Raw genomic sequence first — 26,927 nt, 5'->3', positions numbered from 1 at the left:
CGGAGGTGCCCGTGCATGTCGTCGACGCCCCCCATCTACGCCTGTTGCGCCTGTTGCGCGACGAGGGCCCGATATCCCGCGCGGAGCTGGGCGACCGCCTCGATCTGACCCGGCCCCGGCTGCTGGCCGAGGTCGAGCGGCTCGTCGCCGCCGGCTTCATCGCCGAGGCGGGGATGGCCGCGTCGCGCGGCGGGCGCCGGTCCACCCTGGTCGAGCTGCACCCCCGGCTCCGGTTCGCCGCCGTCGACCTGGGCGCCAGCTCGATCGACATCGAGGTGACCAACGGCCGGCTCGAGCCCGTCGCCGCCTATCGCGAGAGCACCGACATCCGGGGCGGCCCCAAGGCGATCCTGCACCGCATCCACGAGCTGCTGGAGAAGGCGCGGATCGACGGCGCCTACGAGCGGCTCGACGCCGTCGGGATCGGCGTGCCCGGCCCGGTCAGCTTCCGCGACGGAGTGCCGGTGTCGCCGCCGATCATGCCCGGCTGGGACCGCTATCCGGTGCGCGAGCTGCTCACCCGCGAGCTGGGCTGCCCGGCCGTGGTGGACAACGACGTCAACATCATGGCCATCGGCGAGCGGCACGGGGGAGTGGCCCACTCGGTCGACGACTTCCTCTTCGTCAAGATCGGTACGGGCATCGGCTGCGGCATCCACCTGGCCGGCGAGGTCTACCGGGGCGTCGACGGCTGCGCGGGCGACATCGGCCACATCCAGGTCGACTCGCACGGCCCGGTCTGCTCCTGCGGCAACGCCGGCTGTCTCGAGGCCCTCTTCAGCGGGGCGGCCCTGGCCCGCGACGCGCTGGCCGCCGCGCGCAACGGCGACTCCCCGGCGCTCGCCGAGCGGCTCTCCGCCAACGGCACGCTGGTGGCCCGCGACGTGGCCGACGGCGCGGCCGAGGGGGACGTCACCTGCATCCGTCTCATCCGCGACGGCGGGCGGCGGGTCGGGGCGGTGCTCGCCACGCTGGTCAGCTTCTCGAACCCGTCGATGATCGTCATCGGGGGCGGGCTCGCGCAGCTGGGCCACATCCTGCTGGCCGAGATCCGCAGCGTCGTCTATCGCCGTTCTCTCCCGCTGGCCACCGGCAACCTCCCGGTCGTCCTCAGCGAGCTCGGCGCCCGCGCCGGCGTCACCGGCGCCGCGGTCCTCGCCAGCGACACGGCCTTCGAGCAGGCGTCATGAGCGACTCCGACGTTGTTCTCCGCCTGCAGGGCGTCGTCAAGACCTTCCCCGGCGTACGGGCCCTGGACGGGGTGGAACTGGAAGTGCGCAAGGGCGAGGTGCACTGCCTCCTCGGCCAGAACGGCGCCGGCAAGTCCACGCTGATCAAGATCCTCGCGGGTGTGCACCACGCCGACGAGGGCAGCATCACGTGGCTCGACGAGCCCTTCGCCCCGGGCAACCCGCAGGCCGCGATGCGGGCCGGGATCGCGACCATCTATCAGGAGCTGGATCTCGTCGAGGACCTGTCGGTCGCGGAGAACGCGTTCCTGGGCCACGAGGAGAGTCGCGGCGGTTTCCTGAAGCGGCGCAGCACCGCCGCGCGTACGCGGGAAATCCTGACCCGGCTCGGGCACGCCGAGATCCCGCCGCGCCGGATGGTCCGCTCGCTGCCCGCCGCCGGCAAGCAGATCGTCAGCATGGCCCGCGCCCTCTCGCACGACGCCAAACTGATCGTGATGGACGAGCCGAGTGCGGTTCTCGCGCACGACGAGGTCGAGAACCTCTTCCGGATCATCCGCGAGCTGACCGCGCAGGGCATAGCGGTGATCTACATCTCGCACCGGATGGAGGAGATCCGCGACATCGGCGACCGGGTGACCGTGCTCAAGGACGGGCGCACCACCGCGGCCAACCTCCCCGCGCGCGAGACCCCGACCCGCGAGCTGGTCAGCCGGATGACAGGACGCACCATCGAGTACGTCTTCCCGCCGCGCGTCGGCCGCTCCGACGGCGAGCCGTTGCTGCGGGTCGAGGGGCTGACGCGGGCGGGCGAGTTCACGGACGCCGCGCTGACCGTACGCGCCGGAGAGATCGTGGGCATCGCCGGGCTGGTCGGATCGGGCCGCTCCGAGCTGCTGGAGACGATCTTCGGCGCCCGCCAGGCCGACTCGGGGACCGTCACGGTCGGCGGCAAGCCGATCCGCAGCATCGGCGCCGCGGTGCGCGCGGGCATGGGCATGGCGCCGGAGGAGCGCAAGAGCCAGGCGCTGCTCCTGGACGAGCCGATCTACCGCAACATGACGTTGTCGTCCTTCCCCGGCTACGCCCGCGTGGGCTTCACCGACGCCGGCAAGGAGCGGGCGGCGGCCGAGCGTACGGCCGACCGGCTCGAGCTGCGCCCCCGCGACGTGAGCCGCCCGGTGCGCACGCTTTCCGGCGGCAACCAGCAGAAGGTGGTCGTGGGCCGGTGGCTGCTCGACCGCACCCGGCTGCTGCTGCTCGACGAGCCGACCCGCGGCGTGGACGTCGGCGCGCGGGCCGAGCTCTATCAGGTGATCCACGATCTCGCGGCCGGCGGGGTCGGCGTGCTGCTGGTCTCGAGCGAGGTGCCGGAGGTGCTCGGGCTCGCGGACCGGGTGCTGGTCATGCGCGAGGGACATCTGATCCACGAAGCGCCCGCGGACGAGATCGACGAAGCCACCGTCCTCGACCTGGTGATGGCCGGCTCGCTGCTGGAGGGAGAACCAGCATGACCGATACGAAAGTTCCCGCTGCCCACGTGACCGCCCCGCCGAAGCGAGCCTTCTGGTCCGGCGACGCGGCCGAGCCGTTCCGTCGCAATCTCGGCCTGGTCGGCGTACTGATCATCCTGGTGATCATCGGGATCATCACCCGCCCGGAGCTCTACGGCGACGCGAGCTGGGTCAGCGGCAACATCTGGACCATTCTCAAGCAGGCGTCCGCGATCGGCGTGGTGACGGTCGGCATGACCTTCGTCATCATCGGCGGCGGCATCGACCTCTCGGTCGGCGCGATCGTCGCGGTCGCCGGCGTCTGGTCGACCACTTTGGCGACCCAGAGCTACGGCACTCTCGGCATGATCTTCACCGCGGTGCTCGTGGGCGTCGTGGTCGGACTGATCAACGGCATCCTCATCTCGTACGGGCGCCTGGTCCCCTTCATCGCCACGCTCGCCATGATGGTCGCCGCCCGCGGTCTCGCCGCGCAGATCTCCGGCAAGCAGACGCAGGTCTCCTCGAACCTGACGATCAACAACATCGCCAGCAATGAGATCCTCGGCATCCCGGTGCTCGTGATCATCCTGGCCCTGGTCGTGGCGGCGGGCTGGGTCCTGCTCAACCGGACCACCTTCGGCCGGCGCACGGTGGCGATCGGCGGCAACGTCGAGGCGGCCCGGCTCGCCGGCATCAACGTGCGGCTGCACACCGTGCTGCTCTACGCGCTCTCCGGGCTGTGCTGCGGCATCGCGGCGATCATGCTCACCTCGCAGGCGACCAGCGCCCAAGCGGCGATGGCGAACCTCTACGAGCTCGACGCGATCGCTGCGGCGATCATCGGCGGCACGTTGCTCAGCGGCGGCCGCGGAACCATCGTCGGCGCCCTCTTCGGGGTGCTGGTGTTCTCCACCATCACCAACCTGTTCGCGATCAACAACCTCTCCACCGAGGTTCAGAACATGGTCAAGGGCGGCATCATCGTCGCCGCCGTGCTCGTCCAGCAGTTCCGCTATCAATCGCTCACCAACCTGCTCAAGCGTTAGTCCCACCCCATGCAAGATCCAGGCGACCGGCGACGGCCGTCTGATGAAACCTGGGAGAAAACGATGACCGCTCTGTCCCGCCGTCGCATCCTCTTCGGCAGCGCCGCCGTCGGCGCCGGTGCCGTGCTCACCGCGTGCACGAGCAACACCCCGACCGAGAACACCCAGATCAACACCAACCAGAGCGCCGGCAACGAGAACGCCGCCCCCGGCGACAAGGTGATCATCGGCTTCTCCGCGCCGGCCGCCGACCACGGCTGGCTCGCGGCGATCACCAACAACGCGAAGGCGCAGGCCCAGGCGTACCAGGACGTGGAATTCCGCAGCGTCGAGGCCGGCGCCGACGCGGCCGCCCAGCGCGCCGCGATCTCCACCCTGATCGGGCAGAAGCCCAATGTCATCGTGATGCTGCCGCACGACGGCAAGGAGCTGAACGCCGCCGGGCTCGAGGCGATGCGGGCGGGCATCCCGGTGATCAATCTGGACCGCGCCTTCCCGGATCGCGGCGCGTACCGGCTGCAGATCAAGGGCGACAACTTCGGCATGGGCCTGGCCGCCGGCGCCTACATCGGGGCGCAGATGCAGGCCAAGGGGATCAGCAACCCGATCATCGGGGAGATCCCCGGCATCGACTCGCTCGAGCTGACCCAGGACCGCTCGGCCGGTTTCCGCGAGGCCCTCGGGGTGTACGGGTTCAAGGTCGCCAACCGGCGCCCGGCCGAGTTCACGGCGGACACCGGTCAGCGCGCGGCGACCGAGCTCTTCCAGGCCCTGCCCAAGATCGACGCGCTCTGGAACCACGACGACGACCAAGGCATCGGCGTGCTCGCCGCGGTCAATCAGGCCAACCGCAAGGAGTTCCTGATGGTCGGCGGCGCGGGCTCCAAGGCCGCGATCGACGCGATCAAGGCCGACAACAGCGTGCTCAAGGCGACGGTCACCTACAGCCCGTCGATGGCGTCGTCCGCCATCTCGCTGGCCCGGCTGATCGGCCAGGGCAAGGGCATGTCGGACCTGGTCGAGCTGCAGGTGCCCAAGGAGATCACCCTCGCCTCCGAGACGATCACCAAGGAGAACGCGGACCAGTACGCCAAGCTCGGTTTCTGACGTCTTCACCGAACGGGAGTTCACGATGGGGCAGCTGCGGGTCGGCATGGTCGGTCACGCGTTCATGGGCGCCGCGCACTCACAGGCGTGGCGCACCGTCAACCGCGCGTTCGACCTCCCGCTGTCGGCGCGGATGTCGGTGGTCTGCGGCCGCGACGAGGCACGGGTCGCGGCCGCGGCCGGCAAGCTCGGCTGGGAGTCGCACGCCACCGACTGGCGCGAGGTCGTCACGCGCGACGACATCGACCTGATCGACGTGTGCACCCCCGGCGACACGCACGCGGAGATAGCCTGCGCCGCGCTCGCCGCCGGCAAGCACGTGCTGTGCGAGAAGCCGCTCGCCAACTCGGTGGCCGAGGCCCGCGAGATGGCCGCGGCCGCCGCGACGGCGCAGTCCCGGGGCGTACGGTCGATGTGCGCCTTCAACTACCGCCGCGTGCCGGCCGTCGCGCTCATGCGCAAGCTCGTCGCCGACGGCCGCATCGGGACCGTGCGCCACGTCCGGGCGGTCTATCTCCAGGACTGGATCGTGGACCCGGAGTTCCCCCTGGTCTGGCGGCTGCGCAAGGACGTCGCCGGGTCGGGGGCGCTCGGTGACATCGGGGCGCACATCGTCGATCTCACGCAGTTCGTCACCGGGCAGCTCATCGCCGGGGTCAGCGCGCTCACCGAGACGTTCGTCCGGTCGCGCCCCCTTCCGGCCGGCGAGCTCAACGGCTCCGATGTCGGAGAGGTCACCGTGGACGACGCCGCCCTCTTCCTGGCCCGGCTCGACGGGGGAGCGGTCGCCACGTACGAGGCCACGCGCTTCGCCACGGGTCGCAAGAACGGCCTGCGGGTCGAGCTCAACGGGTCGCTCGGGTCGGTGGCCTTCGACTTCGAGCGGATGAACGAGCTGGAGTTCTACGACGCCACGCTGCCCACCGACGAGCAGGGCTTCACGCGGATCCTCGTCACCGAGCCGGACCATCCGTACATGTCGGCGTGGTGGCCCGCGGGTCACCTGATCGGGTACGAGCACAGCTTCACCCACGAGGTCCGCGATCTGCTGGAGGCGATCGCCACGGGCACGGATCCGGCGCCGTCCTTCGCGGACGCCCTGCAGGTGCAGCTGGTGCTCGACGCGGTGGAGCGGTCGGCGGCGACGTCGGCCTGGGTGCCGGTGGAGGTGTCGCTGGCCGGCGTCTGAATCGTTTTTCCCCGGCGTCGTGTCGCGGGGCGAGGGTGATCCGGTTGCGCTCCGGGTCACAGCCGCGACGGGACGGGCCGTTCCGCGCCTGCCCCCGGGTTCCGGGCGGGCGGGGAGCGGCCTTTGCCGTCCGCTTCCGGTGGCGGCCTTTCGCCGTCCGCGCGGCATTTGCGGTGTGCAGATGCACCCGGTGGTCTGCACGTGTGACTGTCCGGTGCGTGTCCCAATGTGCATTTGGCGCACAGAGAACGCTCTCCGGTATCTCCCTCGTCCGGGTGCTCCGGTCCACTTCGGCCCTGCTCACGATGCGTGCGACCATCGGCTTACATGAATGTAATTCGCACCTTGAGATCATCCTCGCGCAGGTCAGGACGTCGCACGGCCAGTACGCCCGCTGATCCGGCGGACGGTTGAGGCTCGTAGGAGAGGGCAGCCAACCCACGGATGGAGGCGTCATGGCATTCCGTCGGCCCGCCACGACGGCAGCGGTGACCCGCGGCCAAATGGTCCATACTGGACGCAGCACGAACCGATGCACGTGCATATGCCTCGGTGACGCCCCGCTCCAGGAGGGATTCTGATGCGTCTGCGCCACCACTCGGACCGGGTCGTCCATCTGAGTCACGGCACCGACCTGCGGCCCGCCCGGGACCTCCCGGCCGTCGTCGAGCAGCTCGACGCCTATGCCGCCGCCGTCCGCGCCCGCCTCGACGTGGGCACCCTCGGGGTGAGCCTCTGGCTGCCCCCCACCCTCGCCGCCGCCCTCGCGATCGATGCGCGCTCCCGCACCCGGCTGCGTGCCGAGCTCGACGCCCGCGGGCTCGAGGTCTTCACGCTGAGCGGAGTGCCCTACTCCGAGGGCGGCGACGAGGGGTCCGGCCTGGCCGACTGGAGCAGCCCGGCCCGGCTGGAATACACCCTCGACCTGGCGCGGATCCTCGTCGACCTGCTGCCCGCCGAGGCCGAGCGGGGCGCGGTCATCACCAACGGCCTGGGCCGGCGCGACGGCTGGGACGAGGCCAAGGAGAAGGCCTGCTCCCGCATCCTGGGCCGGCTCTCCGGCGGGCTCGCCGAGGTGGCCTGGCAGACCGGCCGCGCGGTCCGGGTCGGCTTCCAGCCCGCCCCCGGCCACGTGCTCGACGGCTCCGGCTCGGTGGCGGCCGCCTTCTCCCGGCTCGACAAGGACCGGCTCGGGGTCAGCCTCGACCTCGCCGCTCTGGCCTGCACCTGGGAGAACCCGGTCGCCTACCTCGACCGGCTGGCCGGCGCCGGCGTCTCCGTCATCCACGTGCAGGTGTCCACCGCCCTGCAAGCCGACAATCCGGCCGCCGCGGCGGAGGCCTTGCGGCACTACGTCGACTTCCCGCACCCCGTGACCACACCCGACGACGGCTATGTGGAGGACCTGGCGCAGGCGCTCACCGACGTGCCGCCGGGGCCGTGGCGGGTGCTCCACCGCGTACCGTGGCAATCGTCTCTGCCCCCGGAGCTGAAGGCGACCACCGAGATCTGCCGCGCGGCGCTGCGGCAGCTCATGCACGGCCGGCCGGTCACCGAATATCTCGACATCGCGCCCGAGGGTCTGGGCGAGCTCGGCGATCTCGGTCTGTCGCCGCCCCTTGTTGACGCTGCCGCACGGTCCTAGAGTCGGTGGTGGGCCCGGCCGGGGGCGCAAACCCGGCTCGGCTCGTGCTCGTCGCAATGATCGCCGGTCTCCCTCGCGCCGGCCCCGGAACCCTTGTCGTGCATTCGATCGTCGTGCGTTCGATCAAGGGAGATGACATGGCTCGACCCATCACGCTCTTCACCGGCCAGTGGGCCGACCTGCCCTTCGAGGAGGTCTGCCGGCTCGCGTCGGAGTGGGGCTACGACGGCCTCGAGATCGCCTGCTGGGGTGACCACTTCGAGGTCGACCGCGCGCTCGCCGAGGACGACTATGTCGACCGCAAGCGCGCGACCCTCGAGAAGCACAATTTGAAGGTCTTCGCGATCTCCAACCACCTCGTCGGCCAGGCGGTCTGCGACCACCCCATCGACGAGCGCCACCAGGACATCCTGCCCGCCGCGATCTGGGGCGACGGTTCCGCGGAAGGCGTGCGATCACGCGCGGCCGAACGCATGAAGGACACCGCCCGGGCAGCGGCGCGCCTCGGCGTCAAGACGGTCGTCGGCTTCACCGGCTCGTCCATCTGGCACACGGTCGCCATGTTCCCGCCGGTCCCGCCCGCCATGATCGAGCGCGGCTACCAGGACTTCGCCGACCGCTGGAACCCCATCCTCGACGTCTTCGACGAGGTCGGCGTCCGCTTCGCCCACGAGGTGCACCCCAGCGAGATCGCGTACGACTACTGGACCACCCGCCGCACCCTGGACGCCATCGGCCACCGCCCCGCCTTCGGCCTCAACTGGGACCCGTCCCACTTCGTCTGGCAGGACCTCGACCCGGTCAACTTCATCCTCGAGTTCCAGGACCGCATCTACCACGTCGACTGCAAGGACGCCAAGGTCCGCACCGGCGACGGCCGCCGCGGTCGCATGGCCTCCCACCTGCCCTGGGCCGACCTCCGCCGGGGCTGGGACTTCGTCTCCACCGGCCACGGCGACGTCCCGTGGGAGGACTGCTTCCGAGCCCTGAACGCCATCGGCTACGACGGGCCGCTGTCGATCGAGTGGGAGGACGCCGGGATGGACCGGCTGGTCGGAGCGCCGGCCGCGCTGCAGTTCGTGCGGAGTTTGGCCTTCGACGCCCCGACGGCCGCTTTCGACGCCGCCTTCTCGTCCTCGTCCTGACGGTCTCCTGACGGTTGTCCACAGGCGCGGGTTGTCCACAGGGCAGCCCGCGTCTTGTTGTGCTTTCCGGCAGAATTTCCAGCGGGGGCTCCCCCTGGGAGGGCGGGCTCCGAGCTGGCTCCGGGCTGCCGCCGCCGCGCCGGGATCGGCTCGGTCGACGGCTCGTCCTCGGGGGCCGCTCGAGGTGCGTGCGTCGGTGCTGACCTCGGATCTGTCACCGAGATCGGGCGCCACCGCGCGGACTCGATGGTTACCTTCCGGTTCCTGCCGCTTTCCTAGCCTGGGTTCTCCCACTTGGAACGGCAGGAGAGTCATGCGAGCCATCACCCAGCAGACGTACGGGGGCCCCGAGGTGCTCGCCGTCGTGGACGTGCCGGAGCCCCACGCGCTTCCGACCGAGGTTCTCGTCCGGGTACGGGCGATCGGGTTGATGCCGTTGGAGGCCCGGTTGCGGGGCGGCGAGTTTCCGTTGCTCGGGCCGCCGCCGTTCATTCTCGGCTGGGATGTCAGTGGCGTTGTCGAGGCCGCGCATACGTGGCGGTTCCGGCCCGGCGACGAGGTTTTCGGGATGCCGCTGTTTCCTCGGGCGGCCGGCGCGTACGCGGAAATGGTCGCGGCCCCGGCCCTGCACCTGGCCCGCAAGCCCGCCGCGCTCTCGCACGTGGAGGCCGCGGCGCTGCCGAGCGTCGGGCTCACCGCGTGGCAGGGGCTGGTCGACCTCGGTGAGGTGGGTGCGGGCGATCGGGTGCTGGTGCACGGCGGGGGCGGCGGGGTCGGTCATGTCGCGGTTCAGATCGCCAAGGCCCGCGGCGCGTACGTGATCACGACCGCCGGTCCGGGCAAGCGCGCCTTCGTCGAGGGACTCGGGGCGGACGAGGTGATCGACTACACCGCTACCGACTTCGCCCGGGCGACGAGCGGGATCGACCTGGTGCTCGACACGATCGGCGGCGACACGGCCGAGCGGTCGCTCGAGGTGCTCCGGCCGGGCGGGCATCTGGTGACGGCGGTCGCCGAGGACGACGAGCGGCTCATCGCCCGGTTCGAGGGCGCGGGCATGCGCTTCAGCGGCATCGCGGTCGACCCCGACCCGGTGGGCCTGCGGCACCTGGCCGGCCTGGTCGAGGAGGGCAAGCTGCGGGTCCACGTACAGGAGACGTTCCCGTTCGGGCGCGTCGCCGACGCGCACCGGCTGCTCGAGGCGGGCCATCTCCGCGGCAAGCTGGTGCTGACGGTCTGAAAACCGCGGGCTCGGCGGTGATGGCGGTCTGAAACCGCAGGCCCGGCGGTGCTGACGGTCGGAAAACCGCGGGGCCCGGCGGTGCTGACGGTCGGAAATGCCGCGTGGCCCGGTCCCTCAGCGGGAGCCGGGCCACGAACGGATGGCGTGCGTCAGTACGTGCCGCCGGTGCTGGTCGAGCTCGTCGCCGGCAGGTCCGTGGTGCTGGTGGTGCTGGAGCCGGTCGAGGAGGACGAGCTGCTGGCCGACTGCAGCTTCTCACCGATCTTGGACTGGTTGAGCTTGTCCTTGCCCTCGGAGTAGAGCTTGTTGGCCTGCGCCTGGGCGACGCCGGCGGCCTCCTGGACCGTCGGGTGCTCCCACACCTTCTTGGCGTTGGCCGCGATCTCCTCGTACTTCTCCCGGCCGGCACGGCTGCCCAGGACGAAGCCCGCCGCGAGACCCGTGATGAACATGAGCTTTCCGCGCATGGCGGCTCCTTCCGTTCGTCGACGCACGTGCGTCTTCGTCTTCGTTTCGCCTACGGTGACGCTGCATACCCATCCTGCCGCCAGCTCATTCCCGTGACCTGCGTTTCGTCCGACTCACGACTCGCCCGGGTGTGTCATCCGGCCCCTGGCCTGCGGTTCAAGCCCCATCCGCCGGTACGGAGGGAGCACGCCGGGCGTGGCGATATGTCCGCTCACGACCCGTCTGTCCGGGACGACGCTCCGAGGGGAGGGGTACCCCCGAGCGCGACTGCCCGGTGGTCATGTATCGTTTCTTCCGTCGCCACGACGACCTGTGAGAGCGGGACGCCGGGGCGCTGGTCGATCCCCTGTAGCTCAATTGGCAGAGCAGCCGGCTGTTAACCGGCAGGTTATTGGTTCGAGTCCAATCGGGGGAGCTTTCACCCAGGTCAGGGCCCACTTCGGTGGGCCCTTTCGCGTACCACCACGTCGCATGGTTATCGGTTCGTGAGGTCCTGCCGGCCGTAACTCGTACTCAAGGCTTGATCATCTGCTCCGGGTGGCGGTGCGCCACGACAGAACTACGCGAGTTGCGGCAACCTTGGCCCTTCGCTGCATCGGGGCTGCGTTCGATCGTGTTCTGACAAGGTGAAGCTGCTCTGAACCGATTGATCATGTCACTCGCCGAAATCCGCCACCGACGCGCTTGAAGTTGCGCTTCGCCTGCGACGACACCGAGCACGGCGTGCTGTTCAGTCCGGCGCTGACGGCGGTGCGCGCCGACGCGGAGGGGCACGGCCGGATCGCCGCGCGCCGAGTGCTCGGCATCGATGCCGCCGGATCGAACTGGCCTTCGCCCGCCTCATCGTCCGGGAGCCGGCCTAAGCACCCAGAACGGCGATGAAATCGCCCTACACGAGGGCGGTGCCGCCGAGGGCCGATACGGCACGCACGTCAGCCTTCTCCACGCCATGCCACGCCACGACCGACAGATAGGTGGCAGGCCGTCAGGTGCGTCGGCCCGCGGACTCCTCGACTCCTCGACTTCCTCGATCCGGGCGGGTTCTCTGCGGCGTCGCGTGCTCGGCTGCCAAGCCGGCGAGCGGGCTCGAGCGCGTGAAGTGGGCCGACACCTGATCGTCTCCCTGTGACCGGCTCCATCGCCGGTGGCTCCCGCGTCCACTGCCGATGGTCAGGCGGCGCTTCAGCCACCGTCGACGGGGGTTGCCCGGACATTCAGCCGGTGGGCATGTCCACGGTGAGGCCAGCCACCGACGCCGCCTCGGCGAGCCGTTTGTCGTAGGTCACGAACGAGGTCAGTCGTTGCTGATCGCGCAGGCGTAGTCCGGTGGCCAGGTGGATGGCGTCGAGGCTGCGTACGGAGGCCGGAGTGACGGTCTGGGCGAGGATGCGGATCCCGGAGTCGATCTCAACGCGTACGATGAGGTCGAGCAGCGCGTGGAAGCGGTTGATGACCGCGGGCATGTCGGCGGGTCCGGTGGCCCGGGCCAGCGCTCGGTAGGTCTCGATCTCCACGAGGCTCGAGCTGACCCACTCGGTCGTCGAACGCTCGTCAAGGAAATCGCGCAGTGCGGCCGAGTCGGCTTCGGTATGGACGAGCTTGACCGCGGCCGCTGAATCCAGGTAGATCACTGGCTTCAGCCTTCGCGCTCGCGGGCGATGTCGTCGGCCAGGTTGGTCCCGTCCGGCGCCGCCATGGGCTGGCGCAGGAAGGCGCGCTTCATCTCGGCGAGGCGCTCCCGGCGGAGGGCGGCCTCCAGCAGGGCCTGCCGGATGGCTTCCGAGCGATTGGTGCCGTCCCGGGTCAATACGTCCAGCGCGTGTTCGGTGTCCGTATCAGTGCGGATCGTGACGGTGTCAGCCATGCTTCGAGTGTAAGACAGTCTGTAAGACGCGAGCAATCGTCGTTCACCCCCGTTGGACCAGCATGCTTCGCACGCTGTAATTCGGATCCTGAGCGAGACGATTGTGCGCGGTTTGCTGTACTTCATCCGGGCCTGCATCCTTGAGCGCCTCGGCCAGCGTCCTTCGGACCCTGACGTCGGGATCGGTCGCAAGCCGCATCCCGGCCTGGACGGGTGTCTCGTGTTTGGCCCAGAGAATCGCGGCGACGACCTCAACGCCCACCCCTGGGTCAGTAGACAGCCGACGTCCTCACGCATTGCGTCGCCCAACCGCTGGAGCGCTTGCCTGATCCAGTAACCCGACTCGCCGCTGTCGACGAGCAGCTCGTAGGCCTGGGTGCGCACTGCCGCCCATTGCTCGTCGTCGCTGGCCAGACAAGCCGCGAGGAAGAGCGCCCGCTCGCGGCTGTCCATGTCAGCGCGGGTTACTCGCATGCCGCCGAGCCGGTGAGCGAAACCCTGCTCCCACTTGTCGGGAAGCGACGGCTGAGGGGCCGAGGCGCCGCGGATCGCCGTCGCGAAATGCTTTCCACGATCCGCAACGGACAGCTGCGGGGCGAGGTTGGCGGCCGCGATGAAGTAATCCCCCCGGTCGGCGGCGCCGACGTGTGTGTCGTCTGCCCTACGTAACAATTCCAACAGCGCCGCATTGGGCCGGTCGTTCATTAGACCCCGTACGAGCAACGACTCCCCGACGGCGTTGGTGCCCTCAGTGAAGACACCTGGTTCGGGTAGTTCGTTCGCTTCGGCGCCGGCGATCTCGGCCACGATGTGTTCGGCGATCACATTCAACCCAGGTCAGGGCCCACTTCGGTGGCCCTTTCGCGTACCGGCCGACGTTGTCGGATCCCGGGTCGAGTGCTCCCTGAGCCGCCTGCGTCCACGCTTTACTGCACGCCTCGGTAAGACTTGGCGGCCACGCGGGCGCGACTCTCGATGAGCAGGTGCGGGTCACCTGGACTTCGCCCTTGACCTCATGCCATGAGGCCAAGGGGTGCTCTGGCAGTACACGCACCAGCAGAAACTTCCTGCGGCAGCCGCAGCGGAGTTAGCTGGTCGCATGGAACTTCTCCCTGTCCGTCCGACCGTGAAGACGCCCGCGCAGGCGTTCACCGGCGACGTGTACATGACGCCGATCTACAGCGGTTCCGGGCCCTCGCGGATGACGGTGGCGCTCGTGCGGTTCACGCCGGGCGCGCGGACCAACTGGCACTCGCACGCCGTCGGGCAGACGTTGCACGTCACCGAGGGCGTCGGCCTGGTCGGCACGCGCGACGGCAACGTGGTGCGGATCCACGCCGGCGAGACCGTGGTGTGCCCGCCGGACGAGGAGCACTGGCACGGCGCCGCGGCTGAGACCTTCATGAGCCATCTGGCGATGCTGGAGGCGAAGCCCGACGGCGAGGATCCGACCACCTGGCTCGAGCCGGTGACCGCCGAAGCGTACGAGCGGGCGAACAAGTGACCCCGCGGCAGCATGCGGCGGCGTTGATCGGCGCCTTCACCGCCACCGGGCGGCTGTCCGAGCTGCGCGAGGCGCTGGCCGAGGGCCTCGACGCCGGTCTCACGGTCAACGAGGTCAAAGAGATTCTGGTCCAGCTGTACGCCTATGCCGGGTTCCCGCGCAGCCTCAATGCCCTGGGTACGTTCATGGCGCTGCTCGACGAGCGACGGGCGCGCGGATTCGACGACCCGGCCGGGGCTGAGCCGGGCCCGCTTCCCGCCGACCGGCACGAGCTGGGCGCCGCGAATCAGGCGAAGCTGACCGGCGGGCCGGTGACCGGGCCGCTGTTCGACTTCGCCCCGGCGATCGACGAGTTCCTCAAGGGCCACCTGTTCGGCGACATCTTCGGCCGCGACAACCTCGACTGGCCCACCCGCGAACTCGCCACCGTCGGCGCCCTGGCGAGCCTGGACGGCGTCGAGTCGCAGCTGCAATCGCACCTGAGCATCGCCCGCAACGTCGGCTTCACCGAGGCGCAGCTGCGAGAGCTGCTGGCCGTGGTGGCCGAGCGGGCCGCGAAATCCTAGGAGACAACATGCGTGGAGCAGTCATGTACGCCCCCGGCGACGTCCGGGTGGAAGACCGGAACGACCCGCGGATCGAGGCGCCCACCGACGCCATCATCAAACTGTCGGCGACGTGCGTGTGCGGGTCGGACCTGTGGCCGTACCGGGGAATTCAGCCGGTCGAGCACGCGATGGCCATGGGTCACGAGTACGTGGGCGTCGTCGAGGAGGTCGGCAGCGAGGTCACGTCCGTACGTAAGGGTCAGTTCGTGGTCGGCTCGTTCTGGGCGAGCGACAACACGTGTGAGATCTGCCGGGCGGGCTATCAGTCGGGTTGTGTGCACCGGGTGCCGATGGGGGCGCTGGGTTCGCAGGCGGAGTACCTGCGTGTGCCTCTCGCGGACGGCACGCTGGTCGGCACGCCCTCGCTTCCCGACGCGGATCTGATCCCGAGCTATCTGGCGGCCTCGGACGTGCTGGGTACGGGCTGGTTCGCCGCGGTGGCCGCCGAGGCGGGTCCGGGCAAGACCGTCGCCGTCGTCGGTGACGGCGCGGTGGGTTTGTTGGGTGTGCTGGCGGCGAAGCAGTTGGGCGCGGAGCGGATCATCGCGATGAGCCGGCACGAGTCGCGGCAGAAGCTCGCCTTGGAGTTCGGGGCGACCGACATCGTGGCCGAGCGCGGCGACGCGGGTATCGCGGCGATCAAGGAGATGACCGGCGGGCTGGGCGCGCACTCGGTGATCGAGGCGGTCGGCACGCAGGAGTCGATGATGCAGGCGATCCGTTCGACCCGCGCCGGTGGGCACGTCGGCTATGTGGGTGTCACGCACGACGTGAGCCTGCCGGGTATGGAGATGTTCTTCTCGCTGGTGCACCTGCACGGCGGTCCGGCCCCCGTACGCCGTTTCCTGCCGCACCTGATGGAGCTGATCGGCAGCCGCGCCATCGACCCCGGCCAGGTGTTCGACCTGACGCTGCCCCTTGAGCAGGCCGCCGAGGGCTACCGCGCGATGGACGAGCGCCGCGCGATCAAGACCCTGCTCACCGTCTGAAACCCTGTCACCGCAGGGCGGCCGCTCGCGGTCGGTGGTGCGGCTTGACCAGCGGATTTCCTGATGGCGGGAGATCGCTTCGTGCAGGCGGTGGGCATGGTGACGGTGCGGCCGGCTGCGAATGCTGCCTCTGGCAGCTATCGAGAGGCATGCACGGCCGTGCCCGTCGGCGAGACGACGCTGCGGGGCACGGAGATCCACGAGAGGATTCGAGCATGACGACGATTTCCGTACGGGACGGGCGGCGGCTCGACGTGGTGGTGACCGGCCCGGTGGACGGCGTGCCGCTGGTGTTTCAGCACGGTACGCCGGGGGCGGCCCGGCCCTTCCGCTACATGGAGCGGGCGGCTCACGAACGGGGGCTGCGGTTCGTGACGTTCTCCCGGGCGGGCTACGGCGCCTCCACCCGCGCTCCGGGGCGGGCGGTGGTGGATGTGGCGGCGGACGTGCAAGACGTGCTCGACCATCTCGGTGTCTCGCGCTGCCTGGTCGCGGGCTGGTCCGGGGGCGGTCCGCATGCCCTCGCGACGGCCGCGCGGCTGCCGGAGCGGGTCGCGGGTGTGCTGGTGATCGCCGGAGCCGCCCCGTACGAGGGCGCCGGGCTGGACTTCCTCGCCGGCATGGGAGAGGACAACATCGCGGAGTTCGGTGCGGCGGCGCGGGGCGAGCAGGAGCTTCGGCCGTACCTGGAGAAGGAAGCTGAAGGGATGCGCGGCGCTGACGCGGACGGTCTGATCGCGGGGATGTCGAGTCTGCTGCCGCCCGTGGACCGCGCCGTGCTGACCGACGAGTTCGGCGTGGATCTGGCGGCCAACTTCACGGAGGCGCTGAGTGCGGGCGTCGACGGGTGGCTCGACGACGACCTGGCCTTCACCAGGGACTGGGGTTTCGACCTGGCCGAGATCACGGCGCCGGTCTTCGTGTGGCAGGGCAGCGAGGACCTGATGGTGCCGTACGCCCATGGCCGGTGGCTCGCCGCCCACATCCCGGGGGTGACCGCTCACCTGGAGCAGGGGGAGGGCCACCTGTCGATCGCGGTCGGCGCCTTCGGCCGCATGCTCGACGAACTCGTCACCGTGCTGTGACGCGGACGGCCGGGAAGCTCACCCGCGGTACGCCAACGTGATCCGCGCCTCAGTCGGTTGCCCTTCACGCCGGTGTGAGAGGTGAGGATGGCGGCAGGGCCCGGAACGACCGGGCCGGTCGCACCGGAGGCGGTAGAAGATGGGCCAGGCGTGGGGTTTCGGCAGGTTCGGCGGGCCTGAGGTGCAGGAGTTCTTCGATCGTCCCGACCCGGTTCCCGGTCCCGGCGAGGTGCTGATCCGGGTCGACGTCGCCGGCGTGAACCCGATGGACCACGTCATGCGCTCGGCCCTGCTGCCCGGGCTCGACAGCGGGCGTCCGTTCCCCCGCGTCCTGGGCATGGAGGCGGCGGGAACCGTTCTCGCCCTGGGCGAGGGCGTCGACGGGCTCGAGGTGGGCGACCCGGTCTTCGGCTTCGCGCTCACCGGTGGCGGCACCTACGCGGAGACGACGGTGCTGTCCGCGGCGCACACCGCTCGCATCCCGGCGGGCCTGTCCGCGACCGTGGCGGCGACGCTGCCGGTGGCCGGGACGACCGCGGTGGACGCGCTCGACCAGCTCGGCCTGCCGGCCGGGGCCACGGTTCTGGTCAACGGGGTCGGGGGCGGGGTCGGGCTCCTCGTCGCCCAGCTGGCCGCCGGGCGCGGGCTGCGGGTGGCCGGCACCGGGAGCAGCGCCAAACGCGAGCTCGCCGAGGCCGCCGGGGTGCGGTTCATCGACTACACCGCCGGGGACGTCGTCGGCGCGGCCCGCGAGCTGGTTCCGGACGGCTTCGACGGGATCGTCGACACGGTCGGGGGCGCCGCGCTGCGGACGGTTGCCCCGCTGGCCAAGGATCCCCGCAACGTCATCGCCGTGAGTGACATGTCGGTGGCCGGCATCGGCGGGCGCTCCGTCGACCGTCGCCTCGATCGTGAGAACCTGGAGCGGACCGCCCGGCTGGCCCTCGACGGGGTCCTCACCCCCGTGATCACCGCGGTCCACCCGCTCTCCGACGCTCCGGCCGCCCTCGCCGCCGTCGAGAACGGTCACCCCGCGGGCAAGGTCGTCATCCAGGTGGCATGAGCACCGAGCGGGGCGTGCCAAACCCCGCGTACCAGCCGATCCGCGACGCCATGGCCGCCCGCCGCGGTGGTGCGGAGATGGGTGCCCCGGTCGCGGCCGGGCCGGCTTTGCTGCGGATCGTCGACGCGGAGAACCCGCCGGGGGCCTGCCGCCGGGGGATGAACAGGGCCACCACGAACGAGGCGAGCGCGGCGAGTCCGGCGGCGGCGAAGATGACCTGGTACGCGTGCAGGGTCGAGGCGGTGCCGCCCGGAACGCTCATGGTCAGGTTGGCCAGGATCGTGGCGACGACGGCGCTGCAGACGGCCGTGCCGATCGAGCGCATGAGCGTGTTGATGCCGTTGGCCGCCGCCGTCTCGTCGACGGGGACCGACGTCATGATGAGGCTGGGCAGCGCGGAGTACGCCAGGGCGGTGCCCGCGCCGACGAAGAGGGCGCCGGCGACGATGCTCCACAGGGCCTCACTGGTGAAGACGCGGAAGAGGTAACCGGCGGCGATCACGACGCCGGCCAGCAGCAGCGTGAAGCGGGGGCCACGGCGGGCGGAGATCCAGCCGGACACCGGGGAGAGCAGGGCCATGGCGAGGCCGCCCGGGATGAGGCACAGGCCGCTGGCCACCACGGACAGGCCGAGGCCGTACCCGGTGGATGTGGGTTCTTGCACGAGCTGGGCGGTGCTCAGGGAGTTGGCGTAGAACGCGAAGCCGACGAGCAGGCTGGCCAGGTTGGTGAACAGGACCGCGGGCCGGGCCGAGGTGCGCAGGTCGACGAGCGGTTGCGTGGTGCGTGACTCGAACCAGCCCCACAGCGGCGTCAGGAGCACGGCCGCGGCGAACAGGCCCCAGGTGCGCGGGGCGGTCCAGCCCCACGTCGCGCCCTTGGACACGGCGATGAGCAGGCCGGTCAGGATCGCGGTGAGGCCCAGGGCGCCGGGGATGTCGAAGCGGCCGGGCGAGCGGACCGGCGACTCGGGGACGAAGAGGCGGATCAGAACGGCGAAGACCAGGCTGAGCAACGCGGAGACCCAGAACATGACGTGCCAGTCGACGTAGTGCACGACGGCGGCGGCGACCGGGATGCCGAACGCGGCGCCGACGCCCAGGGTCGAGCTCATGATCGCGGTGGAGGACAGCACCTTCTCGCGGGGCAGCTCGTCGCGCAGGATGCTCATGCCCAGCGGCACCACGGCCAGCGCGGCGCCCTGCAGGGCCCGGCCGACGATGAGCACCACCAGATGCGAGCTGGCTCCACACAGGACGGAGCCCACAACCAGCAAAGCCATGACCGACAGGAGTACGCGGCGTTTTCCGTACATGTCGCCGGCCCGCCCGAGCAGCGGGGTGAACACCGCGCCGGTCAGCAGCGTCACGGTGACCAGCCAGCCGACGTCGCCGGGGGCGCTGTTCGTCAGGCGGGGCAGCGACGGCAGCAGCGGCACGACGATCGTCTGCATGATCGACACGACGATGCCCGAGGCGGCGAGCACGGCCAGGACGAGCCGGGGCCGGGAAGCGACGGGAGAAGTGGTCACGGCTTCCTGTATTCGCGCAGGCCGACGGCGTCTCCAGACACGGCTGCACGCTACAGGTATACCTGCGCCCGGTCCAATTCTCGCGCCGACGCCCGGCCCGGCTCGGTGACCGCTGCGGGTTACTGGAAGTCACAGCCCGGGTTCGGCGCGTCCTCGGACAGCGGGGCGCCGGCGGGCAGCACGTAGAGGACGTCCAAGATCACCGGGACCGTGCCCTTGTTCATGCCGATGTGCACGTGGTCGGCGCCGCTGGGCTCCTGGATGGTGTGGTGCGCGGGGTAGACGCCGTCGGACTCGCAGGTGGAGTCGAAGTGGCTCAGCGTGCCCTGCTTGACGTACCCGTAGAGGGTGCCGTCGTGGTAGTGCCAGCCGGTCGCCTGACCCGCCGGGATGGTGATCTCCCGAAAGACGTAGTGCGTGTTCGCGACCGTCTTCTCCCAGATGATCGTCCCCGCGACGCCGGGACCGGCCGGGGTGGCCCGCGCCGCGCCACCGGCGGCGAGCAGGCCGGCGGTCACCGCCACGGCGACGACTCCGGCGCGACGGGCGTGAAGCTTGACTGACACTGTTCCTCCACACGGGATAGACGGATTTGCCGCGCTCGATTGTCGCGCCGGCCCCCGGAAGCCGACAGGTCCCGGCGTCCCCGAACTTCTGCCCGTGCGTGCCACCCTCGTGGGCGGGGTCGTCCGCCGCGATTTCATCCGGCGTTCCGATCGTGGCCCATCGACGTCCGGAAATGGCATTTTAGGGTCGGGCCATGACTGACCTCCGGGTACGCGCGTGGGGTGCCGCTGTGACCGCCGCCGCCCTCATCGCCGTCGCGCCGCAGCCCGCCCACGCGGCGACCGGCGACGACCTGCCGTTCGCCGCCGCTGTGTTCAAGGCCACCCACAACTCGTACTCCGGGGGCGCCCGGGGCTCGATCACGCAGCAGCTCGACTCCGGGGTCCGGTTCGTCGAGCTGGACGTCTGGAGCGGGGAGCACGCCACGATCGGGGACTTCCGGGTCGGGCACGGGTCGCCCGGCGACCAGGTGGACCACTCGGGCGGCAACCCGGCCGGCAACAACCTGCGGGACTGGTTGTCGACGGTCAGCAGCTGGTCGGCCGCGCATCCGGGGGCGGCCCCGATCACCGTGCTGGTCGACATGAAGGACGACTTGACGGCGCGGGCTTCGTACCGGGAAGGGAACTTGGGTGCTCTGAACGAGGAGATCCGGGACGTCTTCGGGAGCCGGCTCGCGACGGGTTCGCTGGGGACGGTCGGGTCGCTGCGCGGACGGGTCGTGACGGTGCTGTCCGGCAACGCGACCGGGCGGTCCGGTTACCGGCGGGACAGCGGCAGCAACCCGGCGGTCGCGATCAACGCCAACGGGCAGGTGGTCGAGGTGCACGACACCGGCTCCGGCGTGCTCTGGTACTGGACGGGCAGGTACGGCGCGGACGGTCGCGTCACCTGGCAGCGGCACGGCAGGTACGACACCGGCAAGACGCCGGCGGTCGCGCTCAACAACGACGGTACGGTCGTCGAGGTGCACCAGGCGCCGAGCGGCACCAACCTGTGGAGCCGGGTCGGGCGGCTCGACGAAGCGGGCGAGATCACCTGGTCGGCGTCCGCCAAGTACGACACCGGGACGCTGCCGACGATCGCGTTCACCGATCTCGCCGGCACCGCCGTCCGCGAGATCCACAAGAGTCAGAGCGCCAGCCAGAACTGGGACTGGCGGGGCACGGCCGGAGCATCCACCATCACCTGGGGTGCGCACGCCACGACGTCGGACAGTCGCTACCCCACCGGTACGGCATCAGCCGCCGGCCGCACGGTGACGGTGACAGGCGGCACCTTGTCCGTGGCCACCGACCGGGCACCGGCGACCCCGATCCGGTTGCCGCAGCTGGCCTTCGTCGAGTATCAGGCCGGCGACAGCGCCACCCTCAAGGACGGCGCCGTCTTCTGGGCCGCGACCGCGACGAACAAGGCGTTCATGGTCCAGGGCCGGCAGGCCGGGGTCAGCGTGCGCGGCTGGGACTTCGACGCGGCGGCGCAGGCGACCGATCCGCTCGCCAACTTCCCGGCGACGAACACGCCGAACGCGACCTGGTACCAGGCTCTCCTGAAAGACGCGGTGCTCTAAAAGATCGAAGAGCTTGAATTTGTAGGGGTCGGCGCGACATGGTGGTCCCATGTCGCTTGCCGTTTCGCGGATCGGCCGCCGCCGGTTGCTGTCGATGACCGGGGCTGCCGCCGCTGCCGCAGCCCTCGGCGCCTGCTCGGGCCCGGAAAGGGAAGAGCAGCCTCCGGCCGAGCCGGTCGGTCAGGCCGACATCGACCGGGCCCTGACCACGCCGACGACGATCACCTTCTGGACCTGGGTGCCCGACGTCCAGAAGGAAGTCGCGCTGTTCAAGAAGAAGTACCCGGCCATCACCGTCACCGTGGTCAACGCCGGGCAGGGGCTCGACGCCTACACCAAATTGCGGACCGCGTTGAAGGCCGGCACCGGCGCCCCGGACGTCGCTCAGATCGAGTTCCAGTACATCCCGACGTTCTCGCTCACGAACAGCCTGGTGGATCTGCGCCCGTACGGTGCGGAAGCGACCCGGGAAAAATTCGTCGACTGGACATGGGGGCAGGTGACCGGTCCGAAGGGCGAGATCCTGGCCTATCCGCAGGACACCGGCCCGATGGGCATGTTGTACCGCGCCGACCTCTTCGACCGGCACGGCATCGAGGTGCCGGCGACCTGGAACGACTTCGCCGCCGCGGCCCGCAAGCTGCACGCCGCCGATCCGGGCGTCTACCTGACCAACATCGCCGCGAACGAGCCCGCCGCCTGGCACGGGCTGATGTGGCAGGCGGGGTCGAAGGCGTACACGGTGAACGGCACCGAACTCGGTCTCGCCGTCGATGACGAGGCCGCCCGGAAGGTGGCGGACTACTGGGGCGGGCTCGCCCGGGAGAAGCTGATCTCCACCGACCCGGACTTCACCGACACCTGGTACCAGGGGCTGAACAGCGGCAAGTACGCCACCTGGCTGACCGCCGCCTGGGGGTCGGTCTTCCTCACCGGCAGCGCCAAGGCGACGGCCGGCAAGTGGCGGGCGGCGCCGCTGCCGCAGTGGGACCCGGCCCGGCCGGTCGCCGGGAACTGGGGCGGATCCACCAGCGCGGTCATCACCGGCACGAAGAACCCGATCGCCGCGGCGAAGTTCGCCGAGTTCCTGAACACCGACCACGAGGTCACCAAGCTGTTCACGACCGCGCAGAACTTCTTCCCGGCGACCAAGGCGCTGCTGGCCGATCCGGCGTTCACCGGCGCGGAGAACGCGTTCTTCGGTGGGCAGCGGGTGAACGAACTGTTCGCCGGGATCAGTGGCACGGTCGACGTCGGGTGGCAGTGGCCGCCGTTCCTGGACCAGGCGAGCAAGGACTGGACCGAGACCGCGGGCAAGGCGCTGACCGGCGGCGGGGACGTGGCCGCGGCGATCGGCGCGTGGCAGGAACGGCTCACCGCGTACGCGGAGGACCAGGGTTTCACCGTTGTCGAGTAAGCCGGCGAACCACGCCTACCTCTTCGTCGCGCCGTTCCTGCTCTGTTTCGCGCTGCTGTTCCTGCTGCCACTCGGCTACGCCGCGTACCTCAGTCTCTTCAAGGACCAGCTGGTCGGCGGCACGGTCTTCGTCGGCCTCGACAACTACGGGCGCGCGCTGCAGGACGGCCGGTTGCTCGGCGGGGTCGGCCGGGTGGCCCTGTTCTTCCTCGTCCAGGTGCCGATCATGCTGCTGGTCGCGCTGGCCGTCGCCCTCGCCGTGGACAGCGGGCTGCTGCGGCTGGCGCGCCTGGTGCGGCTGGGGACCTTTCTTCCGTACGCCGTCCCGAGCGTCGTCGCCACGCTGATGTGCGGATATCTCTACGGGCCCGACTTCGGCCCGCTCGCCCAGCTCGGCGATCGGCTCGGTTTCGATCCGCCGGACCTGCTCGGCGACGGCTGGCTGCTGGTGTCCCTGGGCAACATCGTGACCTGGGAGTTCGCCGGCTACAACATGATCATCCTGTACTCGGCGCTGCGGACCGTCCCGGCCGAACGGTACGAAGCCGCGGCGATCGACGGCGCCGGCCCGTGGCGCGTCGCCTGGCACATCAAGATTCCCGCGCTGCGACCGGCGTTGCTGCTCGCGCTGATCTTCTCGGTCATCGGCAGCTTCCAGCTCTTCGCCGAACCGAACCTGCTGCAACGGCTCGCCCCGACCGTGATCGACTCGGCGTACACCCCCAACCTGTACGCGTACCACCTCGCCTTCACCTCCCAGCAGGTGAACTACGCGGCGGCCGTCTCGTTCCTCCTCGGCCTCGTGATCCTGGTCGTGTCCTATGTGGTGCTGTTCCTCACGAGCCGCCGCCGATGAGAAGCCGCCGCAGCACCACGCTCACCATCGGAATGCTCGCCCTGCTCGTCTACTTCCTGTTCCCGCTGTTCTGGCTGGTCGTCGCGTCCACGAAGAGCACCGCCGACCTGTTCTCGACCTTTGGCCTGTGGTTCGCCGGTGACTTCTCGCTGATCGGCAACATCCGGGCGACCTTCACCCACAACGGCGGCGAGTACGCCCGCTGGATGGCCAACACCCTGGTCTACGCCGTGATCAGCGCGGCCGGCGCGACGTCGCTGGCCACCCTCGCCGGGTACGGCTTCGCCCACTACGCCTTCCGCGGCCGGGGCCCGCTGCTCGGCCTGATCCTCGGCACCGTCATGGTCCCGACCACGGCCCTGGCCATCCCGACCTATCTGGTGTTCAGCGAGGCGGGCCTGGTGAACACCCCGTGGGCGGTGATCCTGCCGTCGCTGGTCAGCCCGTTCGGCCTGTTCCTGATGTGGATCTACGCCCGCGACGCCGTCCCCGGCGACCTCCTCGAGGCGGCCCGCATCGACGGCGCCGGCGAACTGGCGATCTTCTTCCGGGTCGTCCTGCGCAGCCTCGTCCCCGGGTCCGTGACGGTCCTGCTCTTCACCCTCGTGGCGACCTGGAACAACTACTTCCTGCCGCTGATCATGCTGAACGATCCGCGCTACTACCCGATCACGGTCGGGCTCAGCTCCTGGTCGGCCCAGGCCGTCGGCGGCACCGGCGCGAACGCCGAACTCCTGGCCGCCGTGGTGACCGGGTCGCTGCTGTCGATCGTCCCGCTCATCGCCGCCTTCCTGCTGCTGCAGCGCTACTGGCAGTCCGGGCTCTCCACCGGCGCCGTCAAGGAGTAGCCAGTGGTACGACCGGGACGACATCGATAGTGTCTCGCGGATCATCCTCGATGGACCGGGAGTGGGCATGGGCACGCGCGACGGCCGGCTGCGTCCGGAGGACCCCTCGCAGGTCGGGGAGTACGAGCTGGTCGGCCGGCTCGGGGCGGGCGGCATGGGGGTGGTCTACGAGGCGCGGGCCCGGGATGGGCGCCGGGTGGCGGTCAAGGTGATCCGGGCCGGGCTGAGCGAGGACGACGGGTTCCGGTCGCGGTTCCGTTCGGAGGTCGCCCGGGCCCGGCAGGTGCCGCCGTTCTGCACAGCTGAGGTGCTCGACGCCGATCCGGACGCCGCGCAGCCCTATCTGGTGGTCGAGTTCGTGGACGGGCCGTCGCTGGCCGACGAGGTCGCGCGGCGGGGGCCGTTGAGCGCGGCGAACCTGCACGGCCTGGCGATCGGCGTCGCCACGGCGCTGGCGGCAATCCATGAGGCCGGGGTCATCCACCGGGACCTCAAGCCGCACAACGTGCTGCTCGCGCCGGGCAGCCCCAAGCCCGGCGTCTGGCGCTGCTCGGGACCGGAGTTGCAGGTCAAGGGCGTCTTCGCGGTCGAGGTCACCGGTCACCTCGACCGGGCCGGCAGTTGCCTGGGCATCTGGTTCGCCTCGACGCCCGCCATGCGCTACCGGCTCGACGCCTGCGCGGACACGTGGCAGCTGCGCGCCGAGGAGGAGGCCAGCGGCGACAGCACGGTCCTGCGGGAGTGGACGGTCGACAGCGGCGCGCTCGGCACCGACATCCACCCGCAGCTGGTTGTGGAGAACGATCTCGTCCGGGTCGGCAACGCCGGCGTCCGCCTGGGCGAGCAGGACCTGAACGAGCCGGAGCTCACGGGCAACTGGTTCGACCTGGGCGTGGTGAGCCGCGACGGCGCGACCGGCCCGTTCCGGGTCACCTTCACCGGCATCGAGGTCCGGGTCGCCGGCTGACCCGCCGAACGTCCACCACGGCGAGGTGTGGCACGGTGACCTGCGCGACGCCGGGGCCCAGGCTGCGCAGTGAGGGGATCAGAGATGCATGACGCGATCGTATGGTGCGGCTTCTTCGGCGCGTGGCTGCTGGTGGCGGGGCCGGTGCACCAGGCCGCGCTCGAGCTGGGCGAGGAACGCCTGGAGGTGGAGGAGATCGAGCGCATCGCCGACGCGAGCGCGCCGCCGCCGGTCTCCGCCTGGTGGTGGCTGTTCCCGCCGATGCTCTATGTGCGGCACCGGCAGCGCGACGCGGCCATGCGGGAGATGTTGCTGTCCCGGCTCACCCCGCGGCAGGTCGAGCTGATGCTCGGCTATCTGAACAAGGCCACCGGCTGGCTGCTGGTCGGGCTCGGCGGTCTGCTGATCGCGGCCAAGGAGACCTGGGAGCTGTGCGAGCACTACGAGGCGGAGACGTGGGTCTTCTGGGTGCTCGTGGTGGTCGCGCTGCTGGCCGCCCTGGCCAACGCCGGGCTGCGCATGCGGCGGGGCCGGCAGATCGTCGAGCGGCGCCGGGACATGGCCTGACCGCCGATCGGCGATATACCCCCGGCTCGCCGCCTGGCAACGGTGAGGCGGCCGGCGGCGCCGACACTGTTCGGCTCACGTGGTTCTTCCGGCCGCCGGCGGGTAGATCGTGGTGACCGTCCGGCGGGCGGGCGGCGACGAGGAGGATTCATGCCGGAGTTGCCGGAGGTCGAGTCGGCGCGGGCCGTGATCGAACGGGCCGGGCTGAAGCGCGAGATCGTCGGCGTGGACGACACCGACGCGTACGTGTGCCGGCCGCACCGCCCCGGGCAGATCCGGGACGCGCTGCTCGGCCGCAGCCTGGTCGCCGCGAACCGGCGGGGCAAGAGCATGTGGTGCGACACCGGCGACGACGGGCCGGCGCTGGGCATCCACCTCGGGATGTCCGGCAAGATCGTGATCGCCGGGCCGGACGGGTCGGAGACCGACGGCGGCGACTACTGGGAGGGCGGGCGGCGGCCCGGCGACTATCGGTGGTCGCGGTTCGCGCTCACCTTTGCCGACGGCGGGCGCCTCATGCTCGTGGACCCGCGCCGGCTGGGCCGGGTGCGGCTGGATCCGCCGGTCGAGGTGCTCGGGCCCGACGCGGCCACCGTCACCCCGGCGCAGTTCCGGGCGGCGCTCGGCTTCGGCACCGCTCCCGTCAAGGCGCGGCTGCTCGACCAGCACGCCCTCGCGGGCATCGGCAACCTGCTGGCCGATCAGATCCTCTGGTCGGCGCGCGTCAACCCGGCCCGCCCGGTCGACCGGCTCGCCGCCCCGGACGTCGACCGGCTGCTGCGGGCCACGCGGCGGGCCGTCCGTACGGCGATCGGTCAAGGCGGGGTGCACACGCTGGAAGTGATCCCCTTCCGGGTCGCCGGCGGACACTGCCCCCGCGACGGCGCTCCGATGACGAAGAGCACAGTCGGCGGCCGTACGAGCTGGTGGTGCAGCCGGGAGCAGGCCGCCTAGCCGACACA

At 70.6% G+C, this 26,927-nt stretch carries 25 protein-coding genes and 1 tRNA gene; 21 read left to right on the top strand and 5 right to left on the bottom strand.

The features are described 5' to 3' along the window. Nucleotides 1–11: 11 nt before the first annotated feature. From RAN62_RS32905 to RAN62_RS32870, 8 genes are all read left to right on the top strand, one after another. On the top strand, nt 12–1,190 hold the full coding sequence (locus RAN62_RS32905; RefSeq protein WP_305788853.1) for an ROK family transcriptional regulator: 1,179 nt from the start codon (nt 12–14) through the stop codon (nt 1,188–1,190). Continuing rightward, nucleotides 1,187–2,704, top strand: coding sequence for a sugar ABC transporter ATP-binding protein (locus RAN62_RS32900; RefSeq protein ID WP_305788731.1), 1,518 nt, complete (start codon nt 1,187–1,189; stop codon nt 2,702–2,704). Before RAN62_RS32905 ends, RAN62_RS32900 begins: the two co-directional genes overlap by 4 nt. Further along, nucleotides 2,701–3,732, top strand: coding sequence for an ABC transporter permease (locus RAN62_RS32895; RefSeq protein ID WP_305788730.1), 1,032 nt, complete (start codon nt 2,701–2,703; stop codon nt 3,730–3,732). The genes RAN62_RS32900 and RAN62_RS32895 overlap by 4 nt, the downstream gene beginning before the upstream one ends. A 63-nt stretch (nt 3,733–3,795) precedes the next feature. Next, entirely contained in the window at nt 3,796–4,839 is a 1,044-nt protein-coding gene (locus RAN62_RS32890; protein ID WP_305788729.1) for a substrate-binding domain-containing protein, read from the top strand. 25 nt (nt 4,840–4,864) lie between these two features. Next, complete coding sequence (locus RAN62_RS32885) at nt 4,865–6,028, top strand: Gfo/Idh/MocA family protein (protein WP_305788728.1); 1,164 nt, start codon at nt 4,865–4,867, stop codon at nt 6,026–6,028. 580 nt (nt 6,029–6,608) lie between these two features. Next, entirely contained in the window at nt 6,609–7,673 is a 1,065-nt protein-coding gene (locus RAN62_RS32880) for a hypothetical protein (RefSeq protein ID WP_305788727.1), read from the top strand. A 137-nt stretch (nt 7,674–7,810) separates the two neighbouring features. Then, nucleotides 7,811–8,818: a sugar phosphate isomerase/epimerase family protein gene (locus RAN62_RS32875; protein ID WP_305788726.1), complete on the top strand. Its 1,008-nt coding sequence runs from the start codon at nt 7,811–7,813 to the stop codon at nt 8,816–8,818. 313 nt (nt 8,819–9,131) lie between these two features. Then, nucleotides 9,132–10,058: an NADP-dependent oxidoreductase gene (locus RAN62_RS32870; RefSeq protein ID WP_305788725.1), complete on the top strand. Its 927-nt coding sequence runs from the start codon at nt 9,132–9,134 to the stop codon at nt 10,056–10,058. A 152-nt stretch (nt 10,059–10,210) separates the two neighbouring features. Here RAN62_RS32870 and RAN62_RS32865 read toward each other — a convergent pair whose 3' ends face one another. After that, entirely contained in the window at nt 10,211–10,528 is a 318-nt protein-coding gene (locus tag RAN62_RS32865) for a hypothetical protein (RefSeq protein ID WP_305788724.1), read from the bottom strand. A 343-nt stretch (nt 10,529–10,871) separates the two neighbouring features. Here RAN62_RS32865 and RAN62_RS32860 point away from each other — a divergent pair. Continuing rightward, a tRNA-Asn gene (locus RAN62_RS32860) sits at nt 10,872–10,944 on the top strand. Nucleotides 10,945–11,743: 799 nt separating this feature from the next. On the opposite strand, the gene RAN62_RS32855 is transcribed toward RAN62_RS32860, so the two are convergent. Together RAN62_RS32855 and RAN62_RS32850 are read right to left on the bottom strand one after the other, a co-directional pair. Next, nucleotides 11,744–12,160 carry a type II toxin-antitoxin system VapC family toxin gene (locus RAN62_RS32855; protein WP_305788723.1) on the bottom strand — a complete coding sequence of 139 codons (417 nt, stop codon included), beginning with the start codon at nt 12,158–12,160 and terminating at the stop codon, nt 11,744–11,746. Between the two features lie 5 nt (nt 12,161–12,165). After that, complete coding sequence (locus RAN62_RS32850; RefSeq protein WP_305788722.1) at nt 12,166–13,218, bottom strand: hypothetical protein; 1,053 nt, start codon at nt 13,216–13,218, stop codon at nt 12,166–12,168. A gap of 274 nt (nt 13,219–13,492) precedes the next feature. On the opposite strand from RAN62_RS32850, the gene RAN62_RS32845 reads away from it, so the two are divergent. The 5 genes from RAN62_RS32845 to RAN62_RS32825 all read left to right on the top strand — a co-directional run bounded on the left by RAN62_RS32845 (nt 13,493) and on the right by RAN62_RS32825 (nt 17,642). Beyond that, nucleotides 13,493–13,897 carry a (R)-mandelonitrile lyase gene (locus RAN62_RS32845; protein WP_305788721.1) on the top strand — a complete coding sequence of 135 codons (405 nt, stop codon included), beginning with the start codon at nt 13,493–13,495 and terminating at the stop codon, nt 13,895–13,897. Further along, nucleotides 13,894–14,463, top strand: coding sequence for a carboxymuconolactone decarboxylase family protein (locus tag RAN62_RS32840; RefSeq protein WP_305788720.1), 570 nt, complete (start codon nt 13,894–13,896; stop codon nt 14,461–14,463). Before RAN62_RS32845 ends, RAN62_RS32840 begins: the two co-directional genes overlap by 4 nt. Before the next feature lie 8 nt (nt 14,464–14,471). After that, nucleotides 14,472–15,494 carry a zinc-dependent alcohol dehydrogenase family protein gene (locus RAN62_RS32835; protein WP_305788719.1) on the top strand — a complete coding sequence of 341 codons (1,023 nt, stop codon included), beginning with the start codon at nt 14,472–14,474 and terminating at the stop codon, nt 15,492–15,494. A gap of 215 nt (nt 15,495–15,709) precedes the next feature. Further along, entirely contained in the window at nt 15,710–16,579 is an 870-nt protein-coding gene (locus RAN62_RS32830) for an alpha/beta fold hydrolase (RefSeq protein WP_305788718.1), read from the top strand. 139 nt (nt 16,580–16,718) lie between these two features. Continuing rightward, a complete protein-coding gene (locus tag RAN62_RS32825; protein WP_305788717.1) occupies nt 16,719–17,642 on the top strand; it encodes an NADP-dependent oxidoreductase in 924 nt (307 codons plus the stop codon). On the opposite strand, the gene RAN62_RS32820 is transcribed toward RAN62_RS32825, so the two are convergent. Further along, nucleotides 17,626–19,173, bottom strand: a complete 1,548-nt coding sequence (locus tag RAN62_RS32820) for an MFS transporter (protein ID WP_305788716.1) — start codon at nt 19,171–19,173, stop codon at nt 17,626–17,628. The two genes, RAN62_RS32825 and RAN62_RS32820, sit on opposite strands and share 17 nt — an antisense overlap. A 119-nt stretch (nt 19,174–19,292) precedes the next feature. After that, entirely contained in the window at nt 19,293–19,739 is a 447-nt protein-coding gene (locus RAN62_RS32815) for a cupin domain-containing protein (RefSeq protein WP_305788715.1), read from the bottom strand. Nucleotides 19,740–19,933: 194 nt separating this feature from the next. Between RAN62_RS32815 and RAN62_RS32810 the strand changes: the two genes are divergently transcribed. From RAN62_RS32810 to RAN62_RS32780, 7 genes are all read left to right on the top strand, one after another. After that, nucleotides 19,934–21,310, top strand: a complete 1,377-nt coding sequence (locus RAN62_RS32810; protein WP_305788714.1) for a phosphatidylinositol-specific phospholipase C domain-containing protein — start codon at nt 19,934–19,936, stop codon at nt 21,308–21,310. Between the two features lie 49 nt (nt 21,311–21,359). Then, on the top strand, nt 21,360–22,727 hold the full coding sequence (locus RAN62_RS32805; RefSeq protein ID WP_305788713.1) for an extracellular solute-binding protein: 1,368 nt from the start codon (nt 21,360–21,362) through the stop codon (nt 22,725–22,727). Then, a complete protein-coding gene (locus RAN62_RS32800) occupies nt 22,717–23,583 on the top strand; it encodes a carbohydrate ABC transporter permease (RefSeq protein ID WP_305788712.1) in 867 nt (288 codons plus the stop codon). Before RAN62_RS32805 ends, RAN62_RS32800 begins: the two co-directional genes overlap by 11 nt. After that, entirely contained in the window at nt 23,580–24,431 is an 852-nt protein-coding gene (locus tag RAN62_RS32795; RefSeq protein ID WP_305788711.1) for a carbohydrate ABC transporter permease, read from the top strand. The genes RAN62_RS32800 and RAN62_RS32795 overlap by 4 nt, the downstream gene beginning before the upstream one ends. 67 nt (nt 24,432–24,498) lie before the next feature. Next, entirely contained in the window at nt 24,499–25,398 is a 900-nt protein-coding gene (locus tag RAN62_RS32790; RefSeq protein WP_305788710.1) for a serine/threonine-protein kinase, read from the top strand. Between the two features lie 84 nt (nt 25,399–25,482). Further along, nucleotides 25,483–25,965 (top strand): hypothetical protein, encoded by a 483-nt coding sequence (locus RAN62_RS32785; RefSeq protein ID WP_305788709.1) that lies wholly within the window; start codon nt 25,483–25,485, stop codon nt 25,963–25,965. Nucleotides 25,966–26,115: 150 nt separating this feature from the next. Continuing rightward, nucleotides 26,116–26,919, top strand: a complete 804-nt coding sequence (locus RAN62_RS32780; protein ID WP_305788708.1) for a DNA-formamidopyrimidine glycosylase family protein — start codon at nt 26,116–26,118, stop codon at nt 26,917–26,919. Nucleotides 26,920–26,927: the final 8 nt, after the last annotated feature.

This window comes from Symbioplanes lichenis, from assembly GCF_030709675.1.
Classification (GTDB): Bacteria; Actinomycetota; Actinomycetes; order Mycobacteriales; family Micromonosporaceae; genus Actinoplanes; species Actinoplanes lichenis.
The sequence above is the reverse complement of the archived record's forward strand: the minus strand, read 5'-3'. Positions and strand labels throughout refer to the sequence as shown.

What these genes read in the sequence shown, in the direction of transcription:
- RAN62_RS32805 (WP_305788713.1), top strand. Translation starts at nt 21,360, where the DNA reads ATGTCGCTTGCCGTTTCGCGGATCGGCCGCCGCCGGTTGCTGTCGATG.
- RAN62_RS32785 (WP_305788709.1), top strand. Translation starts at nt 25,483, where the DNA reads ATGCATGACGCGATCGTATGGTGCGGCTTCTTCGGCGCGTGGCTGCTG.
- RAN62_RS32780 (WP_305788708.1), top strand. Translation starts at nt 26,116, where the DNA reads ATGCCGGAGTTGCCGGAGGTCGAGTCGGCGCGGGCCGTGATCGAACGG.
- RAN62_RS32870 (WP_305788725.1), top strand. Translation starts at nt 9,132, where the DNA reads ATGCGAGCCATCACCCAGCAGACGTACGGGGGCCCCGAGGTGCTCGCC.
- RAN62_RS32895 (WP_305788730.1), top strand. Translation starts at nt 2,701, where the DNA reads ATGACCGATACGAAAGTTCCCGCTGCCCACGTGACCGCCCCGCCGAAG.
- RAN62_RS32825 (WP_305788717.1), top strand. Translation starts at nt 16,719, where the DNA reads ATGGGCCAGGCGTGGGGTTTCGGCAGGTTCGGCGGGCCTGAGGTGCAG.
- RAN62_RS32890 (WP_305788729.1), top strand. Translation starts at nt 3,796, where the DNA reads ATGACCGCTCTGTCCCGCCGTCGCATCCTCTTCGGCAGCGCCGCCGTC.
- RAN62_RS32880 (WP_305788727.1), top strand. Translation starts at nt 6,609, where the DNA reads ATGCGTCTGCGCCACCACTCGGACCGGGTCGTCCATCTGAGTCACGGC.
- RAN62_RS32845 (WP_305788721.1), top strand. Translation starts at nt 13,493, where the DNA reads ATGGAACTTCTCCCTGTCCGTCCGACCGTGAAGACGCCCGCGCAGGCG.
- RAN62_RS32790 (WP_305788710.1), top strand. Translation starts at nt 24,499, where the DNA reads ATGGGCACGCGCGACGGCCGGCTGCGTCCGGAGGACCCCTCGCAGGTC.
- RAN62_RS32865 (WP_305788724.1), bottom strand. Translation starts at nt 10,528, where the DNA reads ATGCGCGGAAAGCTCATGTTCATCACGGGTCTCGCGGCGGGCTTCGTC.
- RAN62_RS32875 (WP_305788726.1), top strand. Translation starts at nt 7,811, where the DNA reads ATGGCTCGACCCATCACGCTCTTCACCGGCCAGTGGGCCGACCTGCCC.
- RAN62_RS32830 (WP_305788718.1), top strand. Translation starts at nt 15,710, where the DNA reads ATGACGACGATTTCCGTACGGGACGGGCGGCGGCTCGACGTGGTGGTG.
- RAN62_RS32900 (WP_305788731.1), top strand. Translation starts at nt 1,187, where the DNA reads ATGAGCGACTCCGACGTTGTTCTCCGCCTGCAGGGCGTCGTCAAGACC.
- RAN62_RS32810 (WP_305788714.1), top strand. Translation starts at nt 19,934, where the DNA reads ATGACTGACCTCCGGGTACGCGCGTGGGGTGCCGCTGTGACCGCCGCC.
- RAN62_RS32835 (WP_305788719.1), top strand. Translation starts at nt 14,472, where the DNA reads ATGCGTGGAGCAGTCATGTACGCCCCCGGCGACGTCCGGGTGGAAGAC.
- RAN62_RS32885 (WP_305788728.1), top strand. Translation starts at nt 4,865, where the DNA reads ATGGGGCAGCTGCGGGTCGGCATGGTCGGTCACGCGTTCATGGGCGCC.
- RAN62_RS32795 (WP_305788711.1), top strand. Translation starts at nt 23,580, where the DNA reads ATGAGAAGCCGCCGCAGCACCACGCTCACCATCGGAATGCTCGCCCTG.